1 protein-coding gene and 2 pseudogenes are annotated in these 2,170 nt (G+C 32.4%); all 3 read right to left on the bottom strand.

Annotation, left to right across the window (positions count from 1 at the left end; all coding sequences use genetic code 11):
* Window positions 1-310: pseudogene (locus tag Q0370_RS02495) on the bottom strand (pyroglutamyl-peptidase I); the annotation flags it as partial.
* 126 nt (window positions 311-436) lie between these two features.
* Entirely contained in the window at window positions 437-1,378 is a 942-nt protein-coding gene (locus tag Q0370_RS02490; protein ID WP_299571667.1) for a DUF979 domain-containing protein, read from the bottom strand.
* A pseudogene (locus tag Q0370_RS02485) lies at window positions 1,378-2,058 on the bottom strand (DUF969 domain-containing protein). The gene Q0370_RS02490 and the pseudogene Q0370_RS02485 overlap by 1 nt, the downstream one beginning before the upstream one ends.
* Between the last annotated feature and the right edge of the window lie 112 nt (window positions 2,059-2,170).

Below are 2,170 nucleotides of genomic sequence, written 5' to 3'. Positions count from 1 at the left end.
GAAAAATTGGCTCGTCGATAGTTTGATTTCCTTCGTTATCGGGGATTCGGAAATCATCAAGATTTATTCCAACTCGTTCAACGGAAATATCAAATCTTCCGCCTGCTTGTCCGATTGACAAGATAACATCTGGATTGTGCTCTTCAATAGCTTTTTCAATTTTTTTAATAGATTTTCCTTTTACTGTCGGAATTTCCAATTTGATAATTTGTGCTCCTGCAATATTATCAGGTAATTTTTTAACTGATTCGATAGCAGGATTTATGGGCTCACCTCCAAAAGGGTCAAAGCCAGTAACTAATATTTTCATAGTATTTTTTGTATGATTTTATAAAAATAGATTTAATTTATAATTTCATACTCTCCTTTCTAGATTTTTTTTAATTTAGTTGTTTGTAAAAATTTAGAAATCTCAATAAACATAGTATTTTCAGTTTTATTTTACTCCAAATAACAACAGCATAAGTATAATATGTGTTACAAGCAGTAATAAAGCCATTGGAGCTTGGACTTTTATAATTCCATATTTATCTTTTATTTCCAAAATTGAAGCAGGGACAATATTGAAGTTTGCTGCCATTGGAGTCATAAGAGTTCCGCAATAGCCAGCGGTCATTCCTAAAGCACCAATAACAGCTGGATTTCCACCATTTTTGATAATAAATGGGATTCCAATTCCTGCAGTTATTACTGAAAATGCAGCAAAGGCATTTCCCATAATCATAGTAAATACAGCCATTCCAACGGCATAAATAATAATTCCTATAAAAATATTTCCTGTTGGTACAACTGAAGAAATACTTCCGGCTATGACCTTTCCAACACCAGCTTTTGTAAATACTACACCTAATGCTGCAAGAAGCTGTGGAAGAATGGCAGTAGCACCAATTTGCATAAGAAGTCTTGAAGTATCTTCATTTGTTTCTTTAAATTTTGGTTTTATAATAATAGCAGCTGCTAACAGTGCAACAAGTGAGCCTCCACCGATACCTAATGCAGGCGGTATTGCAGTTTTTCCAATTTTAAACTGAAGTATTAGAAAAGCGGCGATTCCAATTAATGCGGCAGGAATGAAAATTTTGTTTTTTAGTCTTTCACTTTGTGCAATTTTGAATTGTGATGAAATATTTTCAAATTTTCCTATATGAAGCTGTTTTGTTACAGTAATTATAGCAAGAACTACAAGTAGTCCGCCAGTAACTTTGTATGGAATAACAGGTCCAAAAATAAATATTATTCCAAGAATAAACCAGAATAAAAATGTTCCTATTCTTGATTTTTCATTCCTCAGACCTCTGATTGCAGTAGTGATACTGACAAATCCACAAAGGATATAAACAATTTCTGTTAAAATTTTTAAAAGGGCTTTTACATCCATTATTTATTACCTCCTTTGTTTGCTGTTATTTTTTTATCATAAATATAAACTTGAATAAAGCTCAAGATTATTGTGATAATTCCCATTGGTATTGAGAATAATGCTAATTGCTTTAATGACACATTGTATCCATTTTCCTGTAATGTAGTCTGAATTAGAAGAAGTCCTGATGCACCGATAAATATGTTTTGAGCAAAGAAGTTTCCATAGTTTTCGATTGCGGCACTCAAACTTTTCAGTTCTTCATTTTCTTTTTCTGTAAGCTCCTGTTCTTTATGAGATTTTGCAGCAGCTTCAGCCATTGGGTAAATAAGTGGACGGATGAACTACACATGCCCTCCAATTCTGATTGATAATGCACTTGCAATAGAACGGATAACCATATAGAGTCCTAAAATTCTACCAGCAGTCGCATTTTTCAATTTTTCAATTAAAGTTGCACTTCTCTCTCTAAGTCCATATCTTTCAAGGATTGCAATAACTGGCAAGCTGATAAGAAGTATCGACATAAGTCTATTATCCACAAAAGCCTTTCCAATAATTCCAAGTATTTCTAAAAAATCCATTTTCGCAGCGATTCCTGTAGCAATACCAGCAGTAAGCACCACAGCCAGTACATCAAGCTTTAATGTGAATCCTACTACGATAATAACAATACCAATAAGTATCCATAAATTCATAAGTTTTCCTCCCTAATAAAGTTTTTATAATATAATTTTACCTTTAAAGTGACAGAAATGCAATAGTTTAAAGGAAAAATTGTATATTTTTGATGAATTTTTTAATAATCGG

Source organism: uncultured Leptotrichia sp., from assembly GCF_938036635.1.
Classification (GTDB): domain Bacteria; phylum Fusobacteriota; class Fusobacteriia; order Fusobacteriales; family Leptotrichiaceae; genus Leptotrichia; species Leptotrichia hongkongensis.
Note: the sequence above shows the minus strand (reverse complement) of the source record. Positions and strands in the feature narration are given on the sequence as shown.